Below are 26336 nucleotides of genomic sequence, written 5' to 3' on the forward strand. Positions count from 1 at the left end.
AAAACCGGCCCTTTTCGAATAAGTATGCGATTTGACTGATCAATCGCCGGTCATGATGCGATCAACCAGCTCCTTGACGGTCGGAATATTGCCATTGGCATAGAACGGATCTTCACCGAATTTGTAGGCATTGTGGCCTGCAAACATCAGTTCATTTTCGACCGATGCACCATGGGCAATGTTCTGAAGCGTCTTCTGGATGCAGAAGGAACGCGGATCGGCACGCTTGCCGGTCGTACCTTCATGCTGTTCCCAGTTGGAGAACTGGCACTGTGACAGACAACCCATGCAATCGATCTGGTCTTTCTTGATCGTCAATGCGCTGTCTGGCGTGACAAACACCATGGTCTCGTCCGGGGTCGGCATGCCTTCGGTATAGCCGGCTTCAAGCCATGCACGTACCTTGTCGGCATCGTCTTCACGGACATAGATCGGGCGACCACGACGTCCCAGCGGAATACCGACATGCAGGTCTGCTTCGGCCGTACGGGAATACCGTACCTGACGATCAGAACGCTGATGCAGGTCTTCAAGGAAGTCGTTGCGCACAGCCGAGCTATAGAAACCGGTCGGGCTGAATTTATGCAGCGACACGTCACCGTTCTGAAGACCGGTCAGGCGCTGTTTCCATTCGGCCGAAATCTCGCTTTCCTGGGTCAGAAGCGGACGGGTACCGAACTGGAAGGCCACCGGGGCAACTTCCGGATTGTCGATCCAGTCTTCGAAATCACGCAGGAACCAGACACCACCGGCCATGATGATCGGAACATCATTAAGGCCAACGGAATTCATGAATTCACGCAGGGCCGCAACACGCGGGAACGGATCTTCGGGCACCAGCGGGTCTTCGGAATTCGAAAGACCGTTATGGCCACCAGCGCGCCATGGATCTTCATAGACCACGCCACCAAGCCATTCCGGAATCTTTTTATAGGCACGCAGCCACAAGGCACGGAACGCCCGTGCCGATGACACGATCGGATAGTAGTGAACACCATATTGCGCGGCGATCTGGGAAATCTTGTAAGGCATGCCAGCCCCACAGGTTACCCCGTGAATCAGGCCTTTGGCACCTTCAAGAACACCATGAAGGATGGGTTCAGCACCCCCCATTTCCCACAGCACGTTCATGTGCAGACGGCCTTCGCCGTTGCGCATTTCATGTGCGATCTGGGCCTGCGCAATACCGCCGCGGATACCATACGCAATCAGTTCCTGATGGCGATCACCGCGGGTTTTTCCTGCATATTCGACCGGGACCAGATTGCCGTTCTCGTCATACGAGTCGGCATTCACAGCGGAAAAAGTCCCGATACCGCCGGCAGCAGCCCATGCGCCGGAACTTTTACCCGTCGATACAGCAATGCCTTTGCCACCTTCAATAACTGGCAAGACTTCTTTACCCGACATGACGAGCGGTTTAAGGGCTTTCAAATTCGTCTCTCCCATTCGGCATTTGCCTGCGATGCCTCTGCATCGCACAGAGTGCCGGACGACGTATTGTTATTGTCGTCGTCCGGCATACCGTTTTGCTTATTCGGCTTCGCCTGCTTCGAGGTCGGCACCGGTTTCCTGATCGACGCGTTTCATCGACAGTTTGATTTTGCCACGGTCATCGAAACCGATGACCTTGACTTTAACCTGGTCGCCTTCTTTCACGATGTCCGAAACCTGTTTGACACGCTCTGGGGCCAGCTCGGAGATGTGAACAAGACCGTCGCGTGCGCCGAAGAAATTAACGAACGCACCGAAATCAACGGCCTTAACAACCTTACCATCATAGATATGATTCAATTCAGGTTCCGCAACGATGGATTTGATCCAATCCACAGCCTGCTTGCCTTTTGCACCGTCGGTATGTGCGACAGTGATCGAACCATCATCTTCAATATCGACCTTGGCGCCGGTTTCTTCGCAGATTTCGCGAATGACCTTACCGCCCGAACCGATGACGTCACGGATTTTGTCTTTCGGGATCGAGAACTGGGTGATGGTCGGCGCGTTGCCCGATACTTCACCACGTGCTTCCGGCAGAGCCTTGGCCATTTCGCCAAGGATGTGCAGACGACCGTCACGTGCCTGTTTCAGAGCGATCTGCATGATCTCCGGGGTTACCGAGGTGATCTTGATATCCATCTGAAGCGAGGTAATACCGTTTTCGGTACCGGCAACCTTGAAGTCCATGTCGCCAAGGTGATCTTCATCACCCATGATGTCGGACAGAACTGCGAAGTCGTCTTCTTCCTTGATCAGGCCCATTGCAATACCTGCAACCGGACGTGCCAGCGGAACACCGGCATCCATCATCGCAAGCGAGCTTGCGCAAACGGTTGCCATCGAAGAAGAACCGTTGGATTCGGTAACTTCGGAAACGATACGGGTGGTGTAAGGGAAGGCGTCCTTACCCGGCATCAGCGGATGCAGGGCGCGCCATGCCAGTTTACCGTGACCGATTTCACGACGGCCCGGCGAACCCATACGACCAGCTTCACCAACCGAGTAGGGCGGGAAGTTGTAATGCAGCATGAAGCTTTCACGGTATTCACCGTCAAGCGCGTCAACGATCTGCTCGTCCTGACCGGTACCAAGGGTAACAACAGCCAGTGCCTGGGTTTCACCACGGGTGAACAGCGACGAACCATGCGAGCGCGGCAGAACCGAAACTTCGCCAAGGATCGGGCGAACGTCTGCGCCGGTACGGCCATCGATACGCTTGCCGGTTTTCAGGATCGCACCGCGAACGATGTCTTTTTCCAGATCCTTGATGATCGAGGAAACCTTGCCTTTGAGTTCATCAGGAACTTCATCACCAAGTTTCTCGACGATGGCAGCTTTGGCCGCCGAAACAGCAGCCGAACGTTCCTGTTTGACAACATTGGCATAAGCCGCGGTCAGGCCTTCGGTGCCAAGACCGGCAATTTTTTCGACCAGTGCGTCGTAACCTTCCGGAAGCTCTGCAACGTCACGCGGTTCTTTGGCTGCTTCTTCGGCCAGATCAATGATCAGGTCGAGAACGCCCTGGAACTGTTCGTGACCGAATTTGACAGCGCCGAGCATGATTTCTTCGGACAGTTCGGATGCTTCGGACTCAACCATCATCACGCCGTCACGGGTACCGGCAACAACAAGGTCAAGATCGCCTTCCTTGATGGCTTCGCTCGACGGGTTCAGAAGGTATTCACCATCCTTGTAACCGACGCGTGCTGCACCGATCGGACCGAGGAACGGCAGACCGGAAATGGTCAGGGCCGCCGAGGTACCAATCATCGAAACGATGTCCGGATCATTTTCCATGTCATGCGACAGGACAGTACAAACGATCTGGGTGTCGTTACGGTATTGCGGGTGGAACAGCGGACGGATCGGACGGTCGATCAGACGCGAAACAAGGGTTTCTTTTTCCGACGGACGGCCTTCACGTTTGAAGAAACCACCCGGGATTTTGCCAGCGGCAAATGCTTTTTCCTGATAGTTGACGGTCAGCGGGAAAAAGTCGACATCCGGGCGCGGCTGCTTGGCGCCAACAGCGGTACAAAGAACGACGGTTTCACCATAGGTTACCTTGACGGCACCATCGGCCTGACGAGCAATCTTACCGGTTTCGAGAACCAGTTTGGCATTGCCCCACTGCATTTCCTTACGGACGACATTAAACATTATTTTCTCTTCCTCTTACAAACCTCTGGCGGACCCGGAATACTACACGAGTTCCGAACACATTAATTATGAGGCTTTCATAACAGCTTCATAATTAATGGGTCCGGCGCAAGCAATCGGGTCGGCCCATCCGACCCTGCTTCTCGTGTCCCGATCCACCGGAACAATAAAAAACGACGGCGGAGGTCTCCCTCCGCCGCAGTTTGAAATCAGCGGCGAATACCGAGGCGTTCGATAACGCTCTCGTAACGCGACTGGTCTTTGCGCTGCAGATACTTCAGCAGGCGGCGACGCTGACCAACCATCATGAGAAGACCACGACGGCTATGGAAGTCGTGGTTATGTTCTTTCATGTGCTCGGTGAGGTTCTTGATCCGCTCGCTCAGGATTGCAACCTGGACTTCGGGGGAACCGGTGTCACCGTCTTTCTGAGCGTATTCTTTGATCAGCTCAGCTTTGCGTTCAGCAGTAATCGACATCAGGCATCCTTTCGCCTTTAGAGATTAAAAACACGTACAGGCCGGATTTCGCCACCATTGATCTCCGCCAACGCTACTGCGCGGTCATGGAGCATGGCACAGACGATTTCGTCCTGCACGACGGGGTTTTCGAGAGCATTGCGCTTTGCCACCGGCAACAGCCCGACAGGCTGCCCGGAAGAAAGGCGTTGCGCCTCGACTTCGGTCAAGGCCAGCGCCGGGATGTCGTCCAGCGCGGTCTCAACCGGAAGCATTTTCTTCATCACCTCTTCGGGGTCCATCTCGAGCAATTCCTGCAACGGGATGGCGTTTTCCTCCGAAAACGGCCCCGCCGATGTCCGGCGAAGCGCGGCGATATAGCCGACAGTACCAAGGCGCAGCGCAATATCGCGCGCCAAAGATCGCATATAGGCACCCTTGCCCGACACAACATCGAACACAGCGTGATCGCGATCCGGCATCTCGACCAGTCGAAGATCCTTGATCAGAATCGGACGCGGCTTCAACACCACATCTTCATCGCGGCGCGCAAGATCATAGGCACGTTTGCCATTGACCTTGATCGCCGAAAACTTTGGCGGCACTTGCTGGATTTCGCCAATAAACTCGCCCAGCACGGCCTTGATTTCGTCTTCAGTCGGACGATGGTCAGAGGTTTCAATAACCTCGCCTTCGGCATCGTCCGTGCTGCGTGCCTCGCCGAATTTCAGCGTCACACGATAACTTTTGCTGCCATCCATGACATAGGCAACCGTTTTGGTTGCTTCGCCAAAGGCAATTGGCAGTACGCCGGATGCCAGCGGGTCAAGCGTCCCGCCATGTCCGGCCTTATTGGCATCAAGCAGACGACGCACCTGGTTGACCACCGTTGACGAGGTGATCTCAAGGGGCTTGTCGACCGCCAGCCAGCCATTAATGCTTATACCGCGACGGCGACGCGCCATCAGTCGTCCTCATCTTCCTGGTCACCAGACCGGTCATCCACCAGATCCTGCGCGACATGCGGGTCGCGCAGCAGGGCGCCAATATGGTCGGCGACATCAAAACTTTTGTCTTCGACAAAACGCAATGCAGGCACAAATTTCATGTGGACCGTATGGGCCACATGGTTGCGCAGGTGTCCTTTCTGACGCGTCAACGCCTTAAGCGACGTTTCGGCCTCACCGCCGCCAAGCGGGGTAAAGGATACCATAGCATTGCGCATATCCGGTGAAAGATTGACGCCGGTAATGGTTACCGGGCGACGTGTCAGATCCGGATCGTAAATATCTCCACGCTCCAACGCCTGCGACAGCGCCTGGCGGATTTCTTCCGCCACTCGGAGCTGTCGCTGACTTGGTGCCTTGGCTGGTTGCTTCGCCATTTCAGTTCCTCACCGTCTTACAGTTCGACGGCGATTTCCTCGTTTTCGAAGCACTCGATCACATCGCCAACCTGCAGATCGTTATACTTGGCGAAGGACATGCCACATTCATAGCCCTCACGGACTTCTTTGACTTCGTCCTTGAAGCGACGGAGCGTCGACAATTCGCCAGAATGGATAACGACATCGTCGCGCAGCAGGCGGACACCCGCACCGCGTTTGACGATACCCTCGGTGACCATACAACCGGCGATCTTGTTGCCAGAAATGGTGAAGATGTCGCGGATTTGTGCGTAACCCAGGAATTTCTCGCGAACTTCCGGAGACAGCATGCCCGACAGCATCTTTTTGATGTCATCAGCAACATCATAGATGATCGAATAGTAACGAATATCAACGTTGTCGCGACGGGCCTGTTCACGGGCCTGCTGGTTCGCACGCACGTTAAAGCCGATGATCAGTGCATTGGATGCACGCGCCAGCGTCACGTCAGATTCGTTGATACCACCAACGCCGCTATGCAGAACGCGAACCGAAACTTCTTCGTTACCAAGTTTCTGCAGCGTCCCGATAAGGGCTTCGACAGAACCCTGCACGTCACCCTTGATGACGATCGGAAGTTCTTTGACCTCACCGCTCTGCGAGAACATGTTCTCGAGTGCGGATTTCTTCATCGCAGCAGCCTGGGTTTCACGGATGCGGCGCTGACGGAAGTCGGCAACTTCACGGGCCTTGGCTTCGTTTTCAACAACCACGAAGTCATCACCTGCAGACGGAACACCGTTCAGACCGGTAACCTCGACCGGCATACCCGGAATGGCGTCGGAAACACGGGTACCGTGATCGTCAACCAGGGCACGGACACGACCCCACTCGGCACCGGTGACAAAGATGTCACCCGTACGCAGCGTCCCGCGCTGAACCAGAACGGTTGCAACCGGACCACGACCTTTTTCCATACGGGCTTCAACAACCACACCATCCGCAACGCGGTTCGGGTTGGCTTTGAGGTCAAGAACCTCGGCCTGCAGAAGAATGGCTTCTTCAAGTTCGGTCAGACCGGTGCGCTGCTTGGCCGAAACCTCGACAGCCTGGACGTCGCCGCCCATTTCCTCGACCACGACTTCGTGCTGAAGCAGTTCGGTTTTAACTTTCGACGGGTTGGCACCCGGTTTGTCGACCTTGTTGATCGCAACAATCATCGGAACGCCAGCAGCCTTTGCGTGGCTGATCGCTTCGATGGTCTGCGGCATAACCGAGTCATCAGCAGCAACAACCAGAACCACGATATCGGTTACCTTGGCACCGCGCGAACGCATTTCGGTAAATGCTGCGTGGCCCGGGGTATCGATGAAGGTGATCTTCGAACCGGTTGCCATGGTGACCTGATAGGCACCGATATGCTGAGTAATGCCGCCAGCTTCGCCACCGGCAACATCGGTTGCCCGAAGGGCATCCAGCAACGAGGTTTTACCATGGTCAACGTGGCCCATAACGGTCACGACCGGCGGACGACCCAGCAGCTGCTCTTCGCTGTCATCTGCAACAACCAGTGCCTCTTCAACGTCGGCATCCGAAACACGTTTGACGTTATGGCCGAATTCCTCGACCACAAGCTGTGCGGTATCGGGATCAAGGCTCTGGTTGATGGTCGCCATAACGCCCATGCTCATCAGGGTCTTGATCACGTCTGCAGCGCGTTCAGCCATACGGTTGGCCAGCTCCTGAACGGTAATAACGTCCGGAATGATAACGTCACGTACGATTTTCTCTTTCGGCTTCTGCGGGCCCATTGCACGGGCCTTGGCTTTGGCCTGCTGGCGCTTGATCGATGCCATGGAACGACGACGGCCACCTTCATCACCGGTCATCGCATTGGCGATCGACAGCTTGCCACGGCGGCGACCATCGTCGGTCTTGGCACGTGCAGCACCTTTTGCTTCTTCTTCGGCGCGCTTGCGGGCTGCCTTGCGGGCATCTTCCTCGTCCTGCTCCTTGCGGCTTTTCGGCTTCGCAGTTGCAGGCGCAGAACGACGACGTTCCTCGGGAACCAGCGGCTCTGCCGGCTCACCCATGATCACTTCTTCTTCCTTGGCTTTCGGAGTCGCAGTCGGTTTCGGCTTGGAGGTTTTGCCTTTTGCCGTCGATGCAGCAAGCTGCTTTTCAACGTCTTCGACAGAAACTTCGACCTTGTCCTTTGACTGATCTTCCTCGACCGGCGCAGCTTCGGCAGCTTTTGCTTCCTCGGCCTTGCGGGCTTCTTCCTCTGCGGCCTTGCGGGCAGCTTCTTCGCGCGCACGGATTTCGGCGTCAGCTTCTTCCTGCTTGCGGCGCTCTTCAGCGGCCTTCAAAGCAGCCATACGGGCAGCACGTTCGCTATCGGTCAGGTTGCCATGATCTTCGACAACCGGGCGCGATTTCGGCTCTTCTACCGGTTCCTTTTTGGCTTCCGGTGCCGGGGTTTCAGCCGGGGCCTGCTCTGCAACGATATCCTTTTTCACTTCACGGAAGCGGCCGGATTCGTTCTTTTCGAATGTACGCTTCTTACGCACTTCGACGGTCACAGATTTGGACCGTCCATGCGAGAAGTTTTGACGAACCTGCCCTGCCTCGACCGTCTTGCTCAATTCAAGCTTCGATCTGTTGAGGCTCAGCGGTTTCTTCTCCTGATCGCGATCACTCATAATCCGTCCAACTTCCTCATTTCCTGCGGGATCGACTTCCAATGCCGATCCTGTCCTGTCCGTCCGGCGCATATCTGATGTCAGACTGCGCGAAATCCTTCTAGCCGCTTCAGCGAGCGACCCAGCCGTTTGGCCAGACCACCTGGTGCAACAGCCACATGTACTGCTTTTTCACGGCCAAAAGCCGCGCCGATTTCAGCAGCATCCAGAACGGAATAAATCGGCAGATCCCGGGCCTTGGCCTCGATCTTGGATTTTCCGTCCGCAGCACCATCGCGTGCTGCCAATATCAGAGCCGCTCCCTCAGCAATCTGGGCGCGGGCCTTTTCAAATCCGGCGACAGCCTGACCGGCGCGGCGCGCAAGCGACAGCAGATCAAGGCATTTCTGCGTCAGCAGCTGCTCGATCCGGTCTGCAAGCGCGGCGTCGACCACGACTTTTTGCCGTGCCGCCCGGGCAAAAGCGTTTTTTGCACAGGCGGTATTTACCACATCCCGCGACGGGCACAACCATAATCCCCGTCCCGGTAGCCGTTCCTCAAGGTCGGGAACAACCGAACCATCCGGCCCGATCACAACCCTGAGAAGATCTTCCTTGTCCCGGACTTCGCCGGTGACAATGCACCGGCGTTCCGGAACCTCGGCTACCTTGCCGCCTTTACGATGCGACATGGTGTCCTCCGATCGGCCTTAAGCCTCTTCGCCTTCGACCGCGTCTTCGGAAGTTTCGTCAGTCTCGTCTTCAAGACCTTCGAACCAGCCAAGCTTGCGACGGGCTTCCATGATCAGGTCGTTTGCCTGATCCATGGTCATGTTGTCGGCATCGCCGATATATTCGATCAGCTCGTCACTGGCCAGATCAGCGAAGTCTTCAAGGGTTTTGACGTCGTTTTCGCCAAGGCGAACAACAACTGCCAGCGACAGGCCATTGAATTCGACCAGATCATCGGCAACCTTGAGCTCTTCACGACGCTTCTGCAGACGCTCGGCTTCTTCAGAAAGGAAGGTCCGTGCACGGTTGCGCAGCTCTTCGGCAATTTCTTCTTCGAAACCTTCGATCTCTGCCAGTTCGGCCAGCGGCACGTAACCGACTTCCTCGATCGAGGTAAAGCCTTCGGCGACCAGGAGATGGGCGATAACTTCATCAACATCAAGTGCCTTGATGAACATTTCCGCACGCTTGCGCGCTTCTTCCTGACGACGTTCGCTTTCGTCTTCCTCGGTCAGAATGTCGATATCCCAACCGGTCAGCTGGGATGCCAGACGCACGTTCTGACCACGACGGCCAATTGCGAGGCTCAGCTGATCGTCCGGAACGACGACTTCGATACGGTTGGTTTCTTCATCAAGAACAACCTTGGTGACTTCGGCCGGAGCCAAGGCGTTCACAACGAAGGTTGCCGGGTCTTCCGACCACTGGATGATGTCGATTTTTTCGCCCTGCAGCTCGGCAACCACGGCCTGAACACGCGAACCGCGCATACCGACACAGGCACCGACCGGATCGATCGAGCTGTCAGAAGACAGAACCGAAATCTTGGCGCGCGAACCCGGATCACGGGCAACCGATTTGATTTCGATGATGCCGTCATAGATTTCCGGAACTTCCTGGGCAAACAGTTTTGCCATGAAGGTCGGATGGGTACGCGACAGGAAAATCTGCGGACCACGCTGTTCGCGGCGCACATCAAGGATCAGTGCACGTACGCGATCGCCCTGACGGACGGTTTCACGCGGGATCAGTTCTTCGCGGCGCAGGATTGCCTCGGCGCGACCGATATCAACAAGGACGTTGCCAAACTCGACACGCTTGACGACACCGTTGATAACCTCATCGGTGCGGTCTTTATATTCTTCGAACTGACGTTCGCGTTCTGCGTCGCGAACTTTCTGAACGATAACCTGTTTTGCGGTCTGGGCAGCGATACGGCCAAAGTCAATCGGCGGCAGCGGATCAATCAGGAATTCACCCAGATTGATATTTTCGTCGCGAATACGCGCCTGTTCGAGTGACATCTGGGTAAAATCGTTCTCGATATCATCGGTTACCTCGATGAAACGTGCGAGTTTGATTTCGCCGGTTTTGCGGTCGATATGGGCACGAATATCGTGTTCATGGCCATATCTGGAACGGCCGGCCTTCTGGATGGCCTGCTCCATTGCACCAAGAACCTCGTCACGATCAATGCCCTTTTCACGGGCAACGGCATCAGCGACCTGCAAAAGTTCCGGCCGCGGCATTCCCGAAGTTGCTTCCATATCCAACCTCTATTCTGCGTTGTCGTCAGCGCGGCGTTCGCCGGTGACATGCGCGATCAATTCATCCGTCAGAACCAATTTCGCCTTTGCGATATCAGCCAACGGCAACAAGACACGTTCACCATCGACAATCATGGCAACCGCATTATCTTCAATTCCATCCAGCAGACCGCTGAAACGGCGACGACCATTGATGGCCATCACCAGTTCGACCTTTGCCTCGAACCCTTTCCACACTTCGAAATGCGGAGCACGGGTTAGCGGGCGGTCGATCCCCGGAGAACTGACTTCAAGGTGATAGGCACCCGAAATCGGATCTTCGACATCCATAAGAGCAGAAACCGTACGGCTGATCTGGGCGCAATCTTCAACATTGATGCTGCCTTTCGCGTCCGGGCGATCTGCCATGATTTGCAGGATATTGTGGTCCTGTCCCGTCATGGAAACACGGACCAGTTCAAATCCGAGCGCATTAATCGACGGCTCGATAATTGCCGTGATTTTCGCCATCAACGGATCTTTTAACTGTTGTCCAATCAGCTCAGCCATATAGCGATGCCATACCCCAAAAAGCACAAAAGAGCGGGCGCGAGGCCCACTCTTTGTCAGAATTTACAAAAAGCTTGGCCGCTTTATACAGCCGGTTTGCGCAGAAATCAAGTGAGGATACAGGGCCCCCACGCCATTCAACCCAAGGATTCAGCGCGACACAGCCAGCCAAGCACATCACCGATCCATAGCCGGACAAATCCTGATGGTTTTCGTGCCGGACCGCTTCAGGATGTAAACCTGATCACATCGGGCAAACTATTGGATTATCGGCACGAATTGCAGTCAGGCCGAAGGATACCGTTCAAATCGAGCCATGCCACGCCCGAAACCCGGCCATCACAGCCAATCTTCATGAAACAGTAAAGGGCCGGACTTCGTCAGTGACCCAGCCATGTCATGGTCGCACAGCTGCCCCGAGAAGGGCTTGCGTGTGACAGACAGGGGACTTTCTGACTCTATTACCGCCGACTCCCCGGTTCAACACAATCCGCGGGAAAAGCTGGCACAATCAGGCAGCGCGCGGCTTACGGCGGAAGCGAAGATAGTTACACTTCTTACCCTGACGCAGCGCCTTTTGTTCATAACGGGTTTTGACCCAGTCATGGGGCGGCGTGCGCCAGTCATCGGGCCCTTCGGCCAGCCATTCAAAGTCCGGGTGGTTGTGCATATGCTGCAAGGTCCAAGAGATATACTGCATATCATCACTGGCAACCCGGAACTCGGCACCATCTTTGAGAAGGCGGGCAAGCAGGGCGAGGTTCCTGGGGCCGATGAAGCGTCGTTCGGCATGGCGTTTCTTGGGCCAGGGGTCCGGAAACAGAAGAAACGCACGGTCAAAGCAGGCATCAACAAGCTTATAGAGCAACGGGCGCGAATCATCCGCAACCACGCGCACATTGGTCAGGTTGCGTTCGTCAATGTGGCGCAACAGGCTGCCAACACCATCCATGAACGGTTCAGCCCCGATGATACCGACATCCGGATTGGCCTGTGCCTGACCGGCAAGATGTTCGCCCCCGCCAAAGCCGATCTCAAGCCATAACTGATCAGGTGTGCTGTCAAAATAGCTTTTGGGATCAACACCGTCCTGTTCGGGATAACGGATGCCGATCTTTGGCAACAGGGTATCGACCAGCGCCTTGCGGGAATCCTTTAACGGGCGGCTTCCACGGCGGCCATAGAAGTTCGGACGATCAGGGGTCGGAATCGGACGTTCTTTGTTGCGCATGGTCGTATCAGTTGATCAATCAGGGTCGGGACAAAACTCGGTCAATGTGATCATTGGGCCAAACGGGCCGGATCACAAATCAAAACGGGCGACCGGAATATTCCGGGCCGCCCGCCTCATATCACGTCGTGCGAATTTGGCAAATCGCACTTTTGCAATGCTGGTGCCTGTGGATCAGGCGCCGAATGCCGATTTCAGTTCCCCGACCAGATCGGTGCGCTCCCAGGAGAAGCCACCATCTGCAGTCGGCTGACGGCCAAAGTGACCATAAGCAGAAGACGGGGTGTAAATCGGACGGCAAAGCGAAAGATGCTCGCGAATACCGCGCGGGCTGAGATCCATCAGCTGACGCAGGGTATTGCCAAGCTTCAGCTCGTCAACATTACCGGTATTGTGGTTGTTGACATAAAGCGCCAGCGGCTTGGAAACACCAATCGCGTAAGCCAGCTGAATGGTGCAACGTTCTGCAAGACCGGCAGCAACCACGTTTTTCGCAAGGTAACGCGCAGCATAGGCAGCCGAACGGTCAACCTTGGTCGGGTCTTTACCAGAGAATGCGCCGCCACCATGCGGTGCAGCACCACCATAGGTATCAACAATAATCTTGCGGCCGGTCAGGCCGGCGTCCCCATCCGGACCACCAATCACAAAGCGGCCGGTCGGGTTGATGTAGATTTCTTCATCAGACGGCATCCAGCCAGACGGCAGGGCAGCTTCGATATAGGGCAGAACCAGCGCACGGACGTCAGCCTGCGACAGACCATCGGCATGCTGGGTCGAAACCACAACCGAGGTTGCACCAACCGGTTTGCCATCGACATAGCGAAGGGTCACCTGGCTTTTGGCATCCGGACCGAACTGCGGTGCTTTGCCGGAATGACGATCTTCGGCCATGGCACGCAGAATACGGTGCGAGAGCTGGATCGGTGCCGGCATCAATTCGTCGGTTTCGTTACATGCGTAACCGAACATGATGCCCTGGTCACCTGCGCCAAGGTCTTTCTCGCCTGCGGAATCAACACCCTGAGCGATATCAGCAGACTGCTCATGCACGTGGCATTGGATTTCTGCGGTCTTCCAGTGGAAGCCTTCCTGCTCGTAACCGATGGCACGGATGGCTTCGCGCGCTTTTTCGATCATGACCTCTTTGGTCACGCTTTCAGGGCCGCGAACCTCACCTGCCAGAACCACCAGGTTGGTGGTTGCAAGGGTTTCGACGGCAACGCGCGAATCCTCGTCAGCGGCAAGGAATGCATCAACGATGGAATCGGAAATGCGGTCACAGACTTTGTCCGGATGACCTTCCGAGACGGATTCACTGGTAAAAAGATATTCGGAAAGAGACATTAAGACCTTCTCCGGTAATGGGTTTCCAAAACTGGACCGGAGGGCTCTCAACACCGGATCGGTATCGATAGCGCCCACTTAGCCTTTTTTTGTGTGGTGGCAAGCGGTCCAAATCCGTCCACATATTCGGTGCTGTTTTACAGCTGCATGACGCTTTTGCCTGATCACTTTTTGCAGGTCAAGCATCATTGACGCAAAAGAGTAACCGGCAAATTGCATAGCACCGGCATTCTCTTGCGCCAAAAGCAAAGGCGCATCCCGTTATCTTGCGAGATGCGCCTGATATTAACAGTATGAAGGCGGGCGATTATTTCTGATCAGCGTCGCCAACCTGCAAAGCCCCCATGGATTTGACCAGCTCAAAGATTTTCTTGCGCTGGTTGGGGTCAGTAATCCGGTAATAGGCGCGCACCAGTTCAAGGGTCTCGCGGCGGTTCATCGGATCATTGTCAAACGGATCCGGGCTTTCGGACATCTCGCGGCGTTCATGGACCGATTTCGACGATACTTCTTCGGGCATATCATCAAAGAAGAACGATACCGGGACTTCCAGCACACGGGACAAGTCATAAAGGCGCGATGCACCGACACGGTTTGCACCGCGTTCATATTTCTGGACTTGCTGGAATGTCAGGCCGATGGCCTCACCCAGCTTTTCCTGGCTCATGCCAAGCAGGGTCCGGCGCAGGCGAACGCGCGCGCCAACGTGAATATCTACAGGATTTGGTTTGCCACTTGCGGTCCGGCCACGGCCACGACCACGGGTGTTTTTCACCATCGCGCTTTCATCCTTGGGCGACATAAGGTTGTTCCTTCTCTCACTCCGACCTACCCGTCCTTATTTAGATGGGACAATCTCTGGACGGTTCGGTGCTTTTAACAGCCGCCTAAAGGGATTTTGATCGTCGAGTATATCCCATAACGAGAACGGCGAAGAAGGTAACAATACCGTAAAATAGAATATCGCGCCACAAATAATATACTGTAGTATGGTTTTTATCACTCAAAAGGGGGTGAACCAAGATATTACTTGCACTTAAGGGGAGGGAGGCCAGTTTACGTCCGTAGGCATCGAAGAAAACAGATACTCCCGTATAGGCGGCCCGCACCAAAGGAAGCCCTTCCTCCACAGCCCGAAAACGCGCCGCCGCCATATGCTGATATGGACCCGCACTATCGCCAAACCAACCATCATTGGTGACATTTAACAGCCATTCAGGCCGATTTTCCGGATCGGTAACCGCTCCGGGGAAGATGACTTCATAGCAAATCAGCGGCGAGAAACTTGGCATTCCGGCCACCGACAATGTCTGCGGCCCCGGCCCGGCCGAGAAATCCGTCCGCCCGGCTGTCAGTTTCGGAAATGGCAGGATCGAGCGGAACGGAACATATTCCCCGAATGGCACCAGATGAAATTTGTCAAAGCTTGCAATGATAGTGCTGCTGGCATCAATCACCTGAACGGAATTCCAGACCTTGTATTCGTCGGTGTCGCGCGGATAGGTCCTTGGCGCCCCGGTAATCAGGATGTCGTTCGGCCCCAGGGTCTCGGCCATTTGCTGGCGTGCGATGGTCTGGGTCTCGACAAAGAATGTCGCTGCTGTTTCAGGCCAGATCACAATACGTTTTTGCGTCGGGCTCATGCCCGCAGGACGCTGCGACATTTCCACCAGTCTGGTGAAATGCTGGCGCTGCAATTCAGGACGCCATTTGTCGCGTTGGGGAATATTGGGTTGAACGATCTGCACCACCGGAACATCGGCAGGCAGTTCTGAAAGCGGCATATCAGAGCGATCTGGCCCGGCAAGCGACAAACGAACAGCACCGCCACCCCACAAAAGCACTGCGATCAAGACACCACCAAGAGCAGCAAGCTTGCCGGGCTTTGCCCCAATGACAGCGGCAGGAAGCGTTGCAAACAAGGCGGTTACAAAGGACAGACCATAGACCCCGACGACGGACGCAAATTGCATCGGAGCCGCATCAACGGCCCAGATATGGCCCAGAAGGTTCCAAGGAAACCCGGTCAGAATATGCCCGCGCGCATATTCCGCCACCGACCAGAAGACGGCAAGCAACACCGCGCGCCGGATCAGGCCATCGGTCAGGCGCCATGTCGCCCAGACGGCAAGCATCGGGAAAATTGCCAACCCTCCGCCCAATCCCAAAAGCGCAAAGGGGATCATCCAGCCATAGATTTCCGGCTGCACCAGAAAGGCATGACTGACCCAATAGAAACCGGCGGCAAAATGCCCGATTCCGAACCACCAGCCCGCCGAAAGTGCGCCCTTGTTGCAACGGACTCCCTCAAGGCTCCAGAGCAAAATCGCAAAGGCAACCGGCAAAACGGGGATTAAAAAGAAAGGCGGCAGCGCCAAAACCGCAACCGCCCCGGAGAACAACCAGACAAAACGCCTGCGCCAGCCTGACAGCCCCGCCAGACGTGTCGCCATCGTTTTAATCATCCGTCTTTTCCTGATTTTTGGTTTCTTCTGATGGCGTCGGCGCATCCCGGCGCACCATATGGATGCGCAATCTGCGAATGCGGCGTGGATCAGCATCAAGAACTTCGAACTGAATGCCGCTGGGATGTTCAATCAGCTCGCCGCGTGCCGGAACCCGTCCTGCAAGCGAGAAGACAAGACCGCCAAGGGTGTCGATATCCTCGTCCTCATCTTCATCAAGCAAGCTAAAGGACAGTTTTTCTTCAAGGTCCTCGACCTCAAAACGGGCATCGGCAATATAGCAGCCATCCGAAAGCCGGATCAGTTTCGGCGTCTGGTCGATGTCATGTTCGTCATCAATCTCGCCAACGATTTCCTCGACCAGATCCTCGATCGTGATCAGACCGTCAATACCGCCAAACTCGTCGACCACCAGCGCCATATGCGTGCGCGACAACCGCATTTCCGACAACAGATCAAGAACCCGGATCGCAGGCGATACAAACAGAACGCGCCGCAACAGGGCCTGAAGACTGAATTCGCGATCTGCGGCCACACAGCCCAGAACATCCTTGATGTGAACCATGCCGGCAATGTCATCAAGCGTATCGCCATAAACCGGCAACCGCGAATGCGCCTTTTTGACCATGACCTCGACCAGAGCTTCAAGCTCGATGGTTTTGGGCACCGCCACGATGTCGGCACGCGGGATCATAACGTCTTCTGCCGTCATGTCGCGTAGCGCAATGATGTTCTCAAAAAGCGAACGTTCGTGCAGCGAAACCGGTTCGTCGTCTTCTTCGGTCCGCTCGGCAAGTTCTTCGAGCGTATCGGAAAGCGAGGCCTCGCCATTGCGCGACTTTCCGCGCTTGAACCCTAGGGCCGAGGCCACATTATCCCATAAGGAGCCGGTTTCTGACTCCTGAATTGCTTCCTCGCCTGTGCGAGGGCGCATACTGTCGTGGTCGTCGTCGCGTTGACTTATGTCGTTCATGGGTCGGTTTCGACATCCTTTAATTCAAACAAGCCTTTCGGCTAAACCGGCGCGTCTTCAATCGGCTCATAGGGATCATCAATCCCGAGGCCAGCAAGAATTTGGCGTTCAAGTTCTTCCATCTCTTCGGCTTCATCATCAACCATATGATCGTAGCCGACAAGATGCAGCGTGCCATGAACGGCAAGATGAACAAGATGATTTTTCAGTGATTTGTCCTGTTCGACAGCCTCGCGCGCGCAGGTTTCACGCGCAATCACAATATCGCCAAGCATCAGCGGCATGTCCGGAGCCATCATGAAGGCATCGGCATCATCGGCACTTTCAAGGGCCGCAAAGGACAGAACATTGGTTGGGTTGTCCTTGTCGCGATAATCGCGATTAAGGATGCGAACCGATGCATCATCAGACAAACGCACACCAATCTCGATCACCGGGGCAACCGATAAAAGCGACGCACCGTCGCCTTCATCCTCTGTACCATCAGTCGGAACGCCGTCGTCATCCCAAAGCGCGCCGTCAGCAAGCGCACCGTCAAGGGCCGCAACAATCGCAGCTTCAATCGCCGCGATTTCGTCCTGCTGCCAGTCTCCGGCCTCGACCTCAAGATCCAGATCAAGCGGTGCCGTCATTGTCCGCATCCTTGTTCGCGGTATCCTTTTCGCCGCGATAACCCTTTTTCAGGCGATCACGCAACGCATCGGCCGCGTCATAGGCCTGAACGATCTTGGTCACCAGATGGTGGCGCACAACGTCGCGCTGATCAAACTTGATCGTCGCCACGCCCTTGACATCACCAATGGTTTCAAGCGCATCACGCAGACCCGATTTGGTGCCATCGGGCAAATCGATCTGGGTCAAATCGCCGGTCACCACCATGCGCGATCCTTCGCCCAAACGGGTCAGGAACATTTTCATCTGCATCGGAGTGGTGTTCTGGGCTTCGTCCAGAATGACAAAGGCATGTGAAAGCGTACGCCCACGCATGAAGGCAAGCGGAGCCACTTCGATCTCGCCACTTTCCATGCGTTTGATCACGACATCACCCGGAAGCGTGTCATGGAGCGCATCATAAAGCGGGCGCAAATACGGATCGACCTTGTCTTTGAGATCACCAGGCAAAAAGCCAAGCCGCTCGCCAGCTTCAACAGCCGGGCGCGACAGGATGATACGATCCACCTGACCCAGGATAAAGGCCTGTACTGCCATGGCGACCGCAATATAGGTCTTGCCCGTACCGGCCGGACCAATGCCAAAGATCAGTTCGTTATCAAGGATCGCCTCGACATAATCCTTCTGACGTTTGGAGCGCGGCGAAATCCGGCGCTTTTTGGTCTGAATGGTCAGGCGCGACCCGCCAAACATATCCTTGGTCTGGCCGTTCCACGGATCGGTGTCATCCGGTTCGGACAGACGAATGGCCCCGTCCACTGTTTCGACATCGATTTGATCGATTTCCTTGTCGCGCAAGCGCGCATAAAGCTGCGACAGAACCTTTTTGGCCTGTGCAACCTTGGCCGGTTCACCGGTCAGCATGACAACAAGACCGCGACTTGATACCTGAACGCCGGTGCGCTCGGACAGACGCGTCAGGTTTTCCGCCTGTGGCCCGTATAGAAGCTGGGCCAGGGCGTTGTCCTGAAACTCGATCTGATCGGAATCCTTGGGGGCGTGTTTTACTTTGGCCGCTGGTTTGTTTGTCGGTTTGTTCTTAGTCGGGGTGCCGCTCACGCAACGTTCCTTTCCGATTTCTGGCCGTTATTGGTGGCATCGACCAGTTCGCCGCCAAGGGAATTAGGCAGCGCTTCCGTGATTTTCAACCTTACGATCTGACCCAATGCGGTTTCCGGCAGTCCGGAAACATGAACCGGCTGCATATAGGGGCTTTTGCCAACCAGCTGCCCTTCATATTTACCGCGGCGCTCCAGCAGGACATCCATCTCCCTGCCGACAGAGTTGCGGTTAAATTCAAGCTGTTGCTCGGCCAGAAGCGCCTGAAGACGCATGATCCGTTCGGTTTTGACTTTTTCAGGCACCTGCAGCTCCATCGCCGAGGCCGGGGTACCCGGACGCGGACTGTATTTAAAGCTGAAAGCCTGAATGAAGGTGATATCGCGCACGATATCCATAGTGTCTTCGAAATCCTTGTCGGATTCACCGGGGAAGCCAACGATAAAGTCCGATGACAAGGCCAGATCCGGGCAAGCATCCTTAAGACGCTTTGCAATATCGCGATAATCGGCATTGTCATGCTTGCGGTTCATCGCCTGCAAAACACGGTCCGATCCGGCCTGAACCGGCAGATGCAGGAACGGCATCAGTTTTTTCAGATCACGGTGTGCGGCAATCAGATCATCATCCACGTCGCGCGGATGCGAAGTCGTATAACGAATGCGATCAAGCCCGTCGATCTCGGCCAGTTCGCGGAGCAAACGACCCAGCGACCATTCCCCGCCATTGGGGGCTTCACCGTGATAGGCATTCACATTCTGCCCCAAAAGGGTCAGTTCCCGCGTGCCATGCGCGACAAGCTGTCTGGCTTCGCCGATAACATCCATCGCCGGACGCGAATATTCCGCCCCGCGCGTATAGGGCACGACACAGAAAGTGCAGAATTTGTCGCAACCTTCCTGAATGGCCAGAAACGCCGAATAGCCCTGGTTTGAAACCTGTGCGGGCAGATGATCGAATTTTTCCTCGGCCGGGAAATCGGTATCGATGATGCGATTGCGGCCAATCGCACGGTTGGCGCGCGCAACCATTTCCGGCAGTCGGTGATAGGTCTGCGGGCCGAACACCATATCGACCATCGGTTCGCGCCGCATCAGTTCGGCCCCTTCGGCCTGTGCCACACAGCCGGCGACGGCGACGATCATTTTGTCACCGCCATTGGCCTCTTTGGCTTCCTTGTGCTTGCGTACGCGCCCGAGGTCGGAAAACACCTTTTCGGCCGCTTTTTCGCGAATGTGACAGGTATTGAGGATTACCATATCTGCGCCCTCGGCGCTGTCGACCGACTGGTATCCCAGCGGCGCCAAGACGTCCTGCATGCGCTGGCTGTCATAGACATTCATCTGGCAGCCATAGGTTTTTACAAAAAGTTTCTTCGGTTCAGTCACGTAAGATCCGTTTCGCTCTCTCAAAACGCCGAAAAGCGGTGTGAATAAGTCACACCGCGCTTGAGTTCCGCATAGTCGCAAGGCCGGAACTTTCGGACATCTCGTTATCTGAATTTCCGGTCAGGTGAAACCCAATTTCACATCAACCGGTGCATTATACGGCAAAATGATCAGGAGCCGAACTGTCGATCAGGACCAAACAGTCGAAAATCTTCTGAAATGATCGCCAAAGGCGAACATCCGATCAGTTCTCCGGACAAACCGCTGTCGATCAGCTGGACCGGAACACCCTGATGCAAACCACGCAAAGCTGCCTGATGTCCTTCGGCAACGCGGGCTTCGCAAATCCGGGCAAGTTCCTTACGCGATCCTGCTGCATCCGCCAGCGTCACAGGCGCATGGACAACAATTTCAACCGTCACCTTGCCGAGCGCGAGAAACTGCCACAAATGCGGGGCCAAGTCCATATCCCCGTACCAGGAATAGAATGCCCGCAAGTCACGACCAATCGGCGCACCATCAAGCCGGGTGGCTGCAATCGAGACCGGCTGGAATTTTACGGGCGACCCGTCGGGCATCGCCCGTTCGGCCGATGCAAACAAAGTCGATTTGAATGGCAGAACCCGGTTGCCATCATTGCTGGTTCCCTCGGGGAACAGGATCAGCTTGTCGCCATTTTGCAAACGGTCACCAAGCTGCTGGTTCTGTTCACGCGAACGCACCGCGCGGCGTTCAACAAAGGTGGTACGCGACAATTTGGCAAGGACACCAAATACCGGCCAGCTCGCCACTTCGGTCTTGGCAATGAAACTGCCACGCGTCAGCGCGCCCAGAACCGGGATATCAAGATAGGATGCGTGATTGGCAACAATCACACCGGGCCCATCCATCAGATCAACACCCGATACCCGCACCTCGATATGAAGGATACGCAGGCACAGCGCGTGATAAAAACGCGGCAATTCATCTGCCAGACGCAAACGGCATGTGATCGCCACCATCTGTACCGGCAACAGTACAAGTGTCAGAAGCATATAGGCCATCAGCCGGATAGCGGCGCACACATAGCAGTTCACGATACCCTCGCGGTCCGTTCGTAATGCTTGTAATAGCGATCAGTTACCTTTTCAGTCGGTAACACAATGCAGATGTCCGTGGTATTGAACTGATGATCAACCACCGCACCATCGCCGACAAAACCACCCAGTCGCAGATAGCCCTTGATCAGCGGTGGCAGGTCACGCAATGCCTGGCGCTGGTCGATGCCGTCAATTTCGGCACGCGCCATCGGTTCATAGCGTTCCTCGATGGCGCGCGGGCGCATGTCTTCGGGTGCCAGATGATTGTGATGCAGATAGGTCAGAACATCCTTGAAGGCATCCGGATCGGTGCCATGGAAGGATGCACAGCCAAACATCAGCTTGATATCGTATTTGAACACATAGGCCGCGATCCCCTGCCAAAGCAGTTGCAGGGTCGGCATGGTGCGGTAATCCGCCTCGACACAGGAACGACCAAGTTCCATGATCTCGCCGGTTTCCTTTACCGCAGCAAGCATGCTTTCGATATGGTATTCGTCCGCGCTGTAGAAACCACCATGTTCGTTGGCAACCGACTGACGCAGCAGGCGATAGGTCCCCACCACCGCATCCGCACCGGCACCGCGATTATGGTCAAGCACCAGAAGATGGTCGCACAGCGGATCGTAATGGTCGAAGTCGCGTTTTTCGGCGGCCATTTCGGCGGTCGGCTTTGCGCCGCGCTCTTCATAAAAGACCTTATAGCGAAGTTTCTGGCTGGCGAGGATTTCATCCTCGGTTTCCGCAAGGCGGACCTCAAGCCGTTGAAGCTGTCTTTCGTCGCGCATGACAACACCCTTTTGTTCATCTGCCCGGATTTTGCGCGCGATTTGCGTGAAGGGCGAGTGAAGGGTTTGTGAAGAACGCGTAACAAAATTATGAAAGCCACTTGCACAAATGCGCAAGTGGCTCTGATTTTCGTCAATCAACAGTGCGGTTGAAAACCGGACTTATTTTTCGTCTTTCAAAGGAACGCCATAAAGTTCAAGACGATGACCGACCAGCTTGTAACCAAGTTCCTTGGCAATCTCTTCCTGAAGCTTTTCGATTTTCTCGTTGGAAAACTCGATGACATCGCCCGAACGCATGTCGATCAGGTGATCGTGATGCTCTTCGGTGAGTTCTTCGTAACGCGCACGTCCGTCACCGAAGTCATGCTTTTCAAGAATGTCGGCTTCTTCGAAAAGGCGCACCGTGCGATACACGGTTGCGATTGAAATCTTGGGATCGATGTCGGTTGCCCGGCGATAGACCAGCTCCACATCAGGGTGATCTTCGGACTCTGACAGCACGCGGGCGATAACCCGGCGTTGTCCTGTCATTTTAAGGCCCGCGTCGACGCATTTCTGCTCGATGGTTGATTCTGCAAGCATTGTCTTGTCTCGTTTCCGTTTCCGGTTCCGCCTGTCCCCAGCCAGGACTTAACCCCTAGGCTCTCTAATCTCTGTGGCTAAATATTGAAAAATCCGCCACATATCGCAAGGTTCAATTCGCGATAAATTCGTCAATTCGCAATCGGAAATGCCAAAGCATCTGCTAATCGCTTGAAACCGGCTCTTTCCTATGCCCCTTGCCACCTGCATACAAGAGCGCTACTTCACAAGTGCGCACCAAGTCAGGAGACCGGAATGGCCATCAAAAATCCCGACCATAAAATAGACATCACGTCTGATGTCTGCCCGATGACATTTGTCCGGACCCGCCTCAAACTTGAAACCATGACACCCGGTCAGGTACTTGAGGTCACTCTGGGTGCCGGGGAACCGTTGAAAAACGTTCCGCGCTCGGTCACCGAGATGGGCGACGAAGTCATCGAATTGGTCGAAATTGCCGATACACCGGGCACTTTCCGGTTAACCATCCGCAAGGCGTAGGTAAACCGCCAGTTCCAATGCAGGCTTACAGTACAACAGGTTGATGTGTAAAACCACACCCTTTATGTGGATATAACAGATTAAAATGCGTCCAACTTGCGCAAGGCCATGACGACAAAATAAACTTTGCCGGTTTGATGTTCTGACGTCAGTCGCCCCAACCCAGAACACAAGATCCAAGACCCCGCTCCATCACCAGCGCGTCGACCTCGCGGCCCGACTTTCGCCGGTAATATCGCTTGCGTCGACCGATGTCGGTAAAACCGCATTGTCGATAAAGGGCAATGGCCGGCGCATTATCCTCTGCCACTTCAAGCAACAGCCGACCAACACCATTATCCCCAAGGCGATCCACAACCCCTGCCAGTAACTTGCGCGCAACACCGCATTGGCGGGCTTCCCTGGCAACGACGATGGTATTGATTTCGGCCTCATCAAGCATTGTCTGGATCAGAACAAAGCCCAGGGGCATATCATCACGGTTTTCCGCCTCGTTACCGGGCGCATAGGCCAAAATTCCGAATGCCCCTGGCACATCAAGCAACCGGATGATGGCATCGGCATCCCAGCAATCCTCAAATCCCTGCGCATGCAATTGCTCCGCGACGGACGCAAAGGCGGCGGTCAGAGGCACCAATTCAATTGTGCTGGCCACACTCTTTGAGGGATGCGGGTTCATTCCTTTTTACGCGGCCCCTGATCTTCGATACGTCTTGCATCCGGCGCACGCAGGTACATCGGTACCGGCGCAAGGTTTTCACCACTTTCCCAACGTTCAGCCGCAATCCGTGCCACATTTCCCGCGCGCGGCAGTCCGGGTGCCGTACAGTCATAAAACGCATCTGGCGCATGGGCCGCAGCCGTCAGAAGACGCGGGGTCGCATCCCCGGCAAGCAAGGTATCACCAGGTGGTGCCATCATCAGAGCCTGACGCGGGGCAACACATTCAGCCGTACTAAGCGGGCGTTTTTTGCCATCAAAGGCCTGGGCGAAAATTTCGTTTCGCTTGCTATCAAGGGCAACAAGGATATTGCGGCCCTGCTGATCGCGTTCCGACACACCATAGGCAACAGCTTCGAGTGAACTCACCCCGACAACCGGAATTTTGCGGGCAAGACCCAAGGCGCGCGCAGTTGCAAGACCGATGCGCATTCCGGTAAAGGCACCCGGTCCGACCGTAACCGCAATGCCGTCAAGATCGGCCATTGTGACTTTGGCGGTTTCGAGCGTGCGAGCAATAAAGCCCATCAGATGTTCGGCCTGACCGCGTTCCATATCCTCATAAAGCTCGCCCTTGACCACACCATTGACCAGAACCGCCGTCGAAAGCGACGTTGAGGCGGTATCAATGGCCAAAATCGTTGGGCCGGATGTCTCCGGACTTCGCGACGATGTTTGCGATGCATTATGATCTGCGCTATCTGATGAGCGCGGCTGTCCAGTCAGCATCTTCTTTATGTAATCGGTGAACGACAAGAACAGGGAGCCTCCGGCGATGGCGCTGGTCGAAATTACGCCTTCTGAATATGATGTCGAAATTGATATCGTCTATGCCACGGATCGGAATTTCACCGGGGCACCAATCTATACACGACCTGCCTGCTATCTTCATGCGGATGCGGCTGCATGCCTGAAAAAGGCCGCGGCCATGGCAAAGCGTCAGGGGGTCAAGCTGCGCATTCTTGATGCATTCCGGCCCCAGGAAGCCCAACGCGCCCTTTGGAACCATTCGCCCAACCCCGATTTCGTCGCCAATCCGGATTTCGGATCGCCACATGGTCGTGGTGTGGCCATTGATCTAACCCTGATTGATCAAAACGGCAAGGAACTGGATATGGGGGCAGGGTTTGACGAAATGCATAGCCGGTCCTATCACGGATCCGAACTGATCTCCAGACAGGCTGAAGCCAACCGCTTGCTGTTGTTGGGCATCATGGTCAGTGCCGGGTTCGAATATTACGACCATGAATGGTGGCATTATCAGCTGCCCAAGGCATCCAGCAAATATCCGCTTTTTTCTGACAGCGCCCTTGCCGAACCGATGATGCAACGTTAACCGCCATCGCAAAACGGCGGAGCAATCATGCCCCGCCGCTGCGTGCTGCTTTATCTGATGCAGAACGAAAACAGTCTTGGTTTCATTCCCACCCGGGCCGGTTCCGCTTCATTTCAGCATGTCACGCCGTCAAAAGCGCCTGACCGCTTTGCGAATCAAACAATGTCATTCGCGCCCCATCAATCAGGATTCTGGTATCACTCCCCGATCTGAAAATCTGTTCGGGGCCACTGCGCGCAGTCAGTTCCGACCCGGCAACCGCGAGGCGGACATATTGATCCGGCCCGGTCGGCTCAGCCAATAAAACGCGCGAAGAGATGCCGGTTTCATCAAACAGCATATGTTCGGGGCGCGCGCCCAGCGTCATCGGACGCCCGATCAGATCACGGGCCTCGGCCGGGACATTGACCAGCGGCAAACATCCCGCACCGCTGTCAAAGACAATGTCGTCACCATTTTGCGAAAGCTTGCCATCAAGAAAGTTCATCGTCGGGGCGCCGACAAAGCTTGCAACAAACCGGTTTGCGGGTCTGCGATACACATTTTCCGGTGTGTCGACCTGTTGAATGCTGCCCTTGTCGAGAACCACGACCTTGGTGGCAAGCGTCATGGCTTCGATCTGGTCGTGCGTCACATACACAATCGTCCGGCCAAGCCGTTCATGCAGGCGCTTGAGCTCGATGCGCATATCGGCACGCAATTTGGCATCAAGGTTGGAAAGCGGTTCATCAAACAGGAACACAGACGGTTCGCGTACCAAGGCCCGGCCAATCGCCACACGCTGTTGCTGCCCGCCCGAAAGCTGAGAAGGCTTGCGATCCAGAAGCGGCGTGATCTGCAAAAGATCGCCGACCTCGGCGACGCGTTTGTCGATCTCATCCCTGGGCATGCCCCGCATTTTCAGACCAAAACCGATATTCCGGCGCACAGACATGGTCGGATACAGCGCATAGGACTGAAACACCATCGCAATGTCGCGCTCGTCCGGTTCAAGACTTGTGACGTCGCGTCCATTGATATGGATAGAACCATCGGTTGTCGGCTCCAGCCCGGCAATCATGTTCAGAAGGGTCGATTTGCCACATCCTGACGGGCCAAGCAGCACCAGAAAATCGCCATCGGCAATTTCAAGATTGATATCTTCCATCACCGTCAGCCCGGCATAGGCCTTGGTAACATTACGAAGTTCAACGCCGTTCATT

General features: G+C 55.3%; 25 protein-coding genes. 2 read left to right on the forward strand and 23 right to left on the reverse strand.

Annotated elements, in window-relative coordinates:
* Positions 1-39: 39 nt before the first annotated feature.
* The 20 genes from ACTU44_RS01365 to ACTU44_RS01460 all read right to left on the reverse strand — a co-directional run bounded on the left by ACTU44_RS01365 (position 40) and on the right by ACTU44_RS01460 (position 22577).
* Positions 40-1434: an NAD(P)H-dependent flavin oxidoreductase gene (locus ACTU44_RS01365; protein WP_114096842.1), complete on the reverse strand. Its 1395-nt coding sequence runs from the start codon at positions 1432-1434 to the stop codon at positions 40-42.
* Between the two features lie 99 nt (positions 1435-1533).
* Entirely contained in the window at positions 1534-3657 is a 2124-nt protein-coding gene (pnp, locus tag ACTU44_RS01370) for a polyribonucleotide nucleotidyltransferase (protein ID WP_462096472.1), read from the reverse strand.
* Between the two features lie 209 nt (positions 3658-3866).
* Positions 3867-4136 (reverse strand): 30S ribosomal protein S15, encoded by a 270-nt coding sequence (gene rpsO / locus ACTU44_RS01375; RefSeq protein WP_101246771.1) that lies wholly within the window; start codon positions 4134-4136, stop codon positions 3867-3869.
* Positions 4137-4153: 17 nt separating this feature from the next.
* Positions 4154-5080: a tRNA pseudouridine(55) synthase TruB gene (gene truB / locus ACTU44_RS01380; protein WP_114096299.1), complete on the reverse strand. Its 927-nt coding sequence runs from the start codon at positions 5078-5080 to the stop codon at positions 4154-4156.
* Entirely contained in the window at positions 5080-5499 is a 420-nt protein-coding gene (gene rbfA, locus ACTU44_RS01385; protein ID WP_114096300.1) for a 30S ribosome-binding factor RbfA, read from the reverse strand. The genes truB and rbfA overlap by 1 nt, the downstream gene beginning before the upstream one ends.
* A gap of 17 nt (positions 5500-5516) precedes the next feature.
* The gene (infB, locus tag ACTU44_RS01390; protein WP_462096473.1) at positions 5517-8183 is read right to left on the reverse strand and encodes a translation initiation factor IF-2; all 2667 of its coding nucleotides are present in this window, start codon (positions 8181-8183) and stop codon (positions 5517-5519) included.
* Positions 8184-8263: 80 nt separating this feature from the next.
* Entirely contained in the window at positions 8264-8854 is a 591-nt protein-coding gene (locus ACTU44_RS01395) for an RNA-binding protein (RefSeq protein ID WP_114096301.1), read from the reverse strand.
* Between the two features lie 18 nt (positions 8855-8872).
* On the reverse strand, positions 8873-10441 hold the full coding sequence (nusA, locus tag ACTU44_RS01400; protein WP_114096302.1) for a transcription termination factor NusA: 1569 nt from the start codon (positions 10439-10441) through the stop codon (positions 8873-8875).
* Between the two features lie 9 nt (positions 10442-10450).
* Complete coding sequence (rimP, locus tag ACTU44_RS01405) at positions 10451-10951, reverse strand: ribosome maturation factor RimP (RefSeq protein ID WP_114096844.1); 501 nt, start codon at positions 10949-10951, stop codon at positions 10451-10453.
* Positions 10952-11501: 550 nt separating this feature from the next.
* A complete protein-coding gene (trmB, locus tag ACTU44_RS01410; RefSeq protein ID WP_336079620.1) occupies positions 11502-12221 on the reverse strand; it encodes a tRNA (guanine(46)-N(7))-methyltransferase TrmB in 720 nt (239 codons plus the stop codon).
* A 174-nt stretch (positions 12222-12395) separates the two neighbouring features.
* The gene (metK, locus tag ACTU44_RS01415) at positions 12396-13568 is read right to left on the reverse strand and encodes a methionine adenosyltransferase (protein WP_114096304.1); all 1173 of its coding nucleotides are present in this window, start codon (positions 13566-13568) and stop codon (positions 12396-12398) included.
* A 307-nt stretch (positions 13569-13875) separates the two neighbouring features.
* Positions 13876-14346 carry a helix-turn-helix domain-containing protein gene (locus ACTU44_RS01420; protein WP_114096845.1) on the reverse strand — a complete coding sequence of 157 codons (471 nt, stop codon included), beginning with the start codon at positions 14344-14346 and terminating at the stop codon, positions 13876-13878.
* 109 nt (positions 14347-14455) lie between these two features.
* The gene (gene lnt / locus ACTU44_RS01425; RefSeq protein WP_462096474.1) at positions 14456-16033 is read right to left on the reverse strand and encodes an apolipoprotein N-acyltransferase; all 1578 of its coding nucleotides are present in this window, start codon (positions 16031-16033) and stop codon (positions 14456-14458) included.
* On the reverse strand, positions 16026-16967 hold the full coding sequence (locus ACTU44_RS01430; protein WP_114096846.1) for a hemolysin family protein: 942 nt from the start codon (positions 16965-16967) through the stop codon (positions 16026-16028). Before ACTU44_RS01430 ends, lnt begins: the two co-directional genes overlap by 8 nt.
* 80 nt (positions 16968-17047) lie before the next feature.
* The gene (gene ybeY, locus ACTU44_RS01435) at positions 17048-17638 is read right to left on the reverse strand and encodes an rRNA maturation RNase YbeY (protein ID WP_336079623.1); all 591 of its coding nucleotides are present in this window, start codon (positions 17636-17638) and stop codon (positions 17048-17050) included.
* Positions 17622-18737 (reverse strand): PhoH family protein, encoded by a 1116-nt coding sequence (locus ACTU44_RS01440; RefSeq protein WP_336079624.1) that lies wholly within the window; start codon positions 18735-18737, stop codon positions 17622-17624. The genes ybeY and ACTU44_RS01440 overlap by 17 nt, the downstream gene beginning before the upstream one ends.
* Positions 18734-20125 (reverse strand): tRNA (N6-isopentenyl adenosine(37)-C2)-methylthiotransferase MiaB, encoded by a 1392-nt coding sequence (miaB, locus tag ACTU44_RS01445; protein ID WP_462096475.1) that lies wholly within the window; start codon positions 20123-20125, stop codon positions 18734-18736. Before miaB ends, ACTU44_RS01440 begins: the two co-directional genes overlap by 4 nt.
* A 170-nt stretch (positions 20126-20295) precedes the next feature.
* Positions 20296-21201 (reverse strand): lysophospholipid acyltransferase family protein, encoded by a 906-nt coding sequence (locus tag ACTU44_RS01450; RefSeq protein ID WP_462096476.1) that lies wholly within the window; start codon positions 21199-21201, stop codon positions 20296-20298.
* Positions 21198-21992 (reverse strand): l-ornithine N(alpha)-acyltransferase, encoded by a 795-nt coding sequence (gene olsB, locus ACTU44_RS01455; RefSeq protein WP_114096848.1) that lies wholly within the window; start codon positions 21990-21992, stop codon positions 21198-21200. Before olsB ends, ACTU44_RS01450 begins: the two co-directional genes overlap by 4 nt.
* A 162-nt stretch (positions 21993-22154) precedes the next feature.
* Positions 22155-22577 (reverse strand): Fur family transcriptional regulator, encoded by a 423-nt coding sequence (locus ACTU44_RS01460; protein WP_114096309.1) that lies wholly within the window; start codon positions 22575-22577, stop codon positions 22155-22157.
* Positions 22578-22832: 255 nt separating this feature from the next.
* On the opposite strand from ACTU44_RS01460, the gene ACTU44_RS01465 reads away from it, so the two are divergent.
* Complete coding sequence (locus ACTU44_RS01465) at positions 22833-23078, forward strand: sulfurtransferase TusA family protein (RefSeq protein ID WP_114096310.1); 246 nt, start codon at positions 22833-22835, stop codon at positions 23076-23078.
* 148 nt (positions 23079-23226) lie between these two features.
* Here ACTU44_RS01465 and ACTU44_RS01470 read toward each other — a convergent pair whose 3' ends face one another.
* Together ACTU44_RS01470 and tsaB are read right to left on the reverse strand one after the other, a co-directional pair.
* Complete coding sequence (locus tag ACTU44_RS01470; RefSeq protein ID WP_258548569.1) at positions 23227-23712, reverse strand: GNAT family N-acetyltransferase; 486 nt, start codon at positions 23710-23712, stop codon at positions 23227-23229.
* Positions 23713-23753: 41 nt separating this feature from the next.
* On the reverse strand, positions 23754-24434 hold the full coding sequence (gene tsaB, locus ACTU44_RS01475; protein ID WP_258548570.1) for a tRNA (adenosine(37)-N6)-threonylcarbamoyltransferase complex dimerization subunit type 1 TsaB: 681 nt from the start codon (positions 24432-24434) through the stop codon (positions 23754-23756).
* Positions 24435-24573: 139 nt separating this feature from the next.
* Between tsaB and ddpX the strand changes: the two genes are divergently transcribed.
* Positions 24574-25134: a D-alanyl-D-alanine dipeptidase gene (ddpX, locus tag ACTU44_RS01480; protein WP_462096477.1), complete on the forward strand. Its 561-nt coding sequence runs from the start codon at positions 24574-24576 to the stop codon at positions 25132-25134.
* A gap of 121 nt (positions 25135-25255) precedes the next feature.
* Here ddpX and ACTU44_RS01485 read toward each other — a convergent pair whose 3' ends face one another.
* Positions 25256-26335 carry an ABC transporter ATP-binding protein gene (locus ACTU44_RS01485; RefSeq protein ID WP_336079630.1) on the reverse strand — a complete coding sequence of 360 codons (1080 nt, stop codon included), beginning with the start codon at positions 26333-26335 and terminating at the stop codon, positions 25256-25258.
* Position 26336 lies beyond the last annotated feature (1 nt).

The sequence above is a fragment of the Thalassospira sp. SM2505 genome, assembly GCF_054901115.1.